The sequence below is a fragment of the Delftia sp. JD2 genome, assembly GCF_001682645.1.
Classification (GTDB): Bacteria; Pseudomonadota; Gammaproteobacteria; order Burkholderiales; family Burkholderiaceae_C; genus Comamonas; species Comamonas acidovorans.
In genome coordinates this window covers 1-462 of record NZ_LFJT01000145.1, presented here as the reverse complement: position 1 = coordinate 462, position 462 = coordinate 1, and the positions used below count along the sequence as shown (strand labels likewise).

General features: G+C 65.6%; 1 pseudogene. It reads left to right on the top strand.

Annotated features, from left to right (window positions below):
- A pseudogene (locus ACM14_RS30220) lies at positions 1–462 on the top strand (hypothetical protein); the annotation flags it as partial.

The window sequence follows — 462 nt, the reverse complement described above, 5'->3', positions numbered from 1 at the left end:
GGCATCAGCCCGGTCAATCCGACGGCCGGTTGCACGACGGATTGCGCATCGACGCCTTCCACGCCGGTGACGCCTGGTACTCCTGCGCTGACGGTCACCAAAGCCAACCCCGGCAGCTTGGCTGTGGGCACGCCCTTCAACTACGCGTTCTCCGTGTCCAACGCTGCCAGTGCCTTCGGTCCCGCCACCAGCGTGACCATCAAGGACCTGGTGCCGGCAGGCATCAGCATCACGGGAGTGCCGACCGGCGCGAACGTAGCCAGTGCGACCTGCACGCCCAACACCTTCCCGTTTGCGGGCAATGGCAGCACCGTGCTGACGTGCACGGTGAACTTCACCACACCGGTGGCGGCTGGCAGCAACAGCAGCTTCAACCTGTCGGCTGTGCCGACGGCGGTTGGTTCGAGCACGAACACGGCCTCCTACGATCCAGCGGGTGGCATCAACCCGGTCAATCCGACG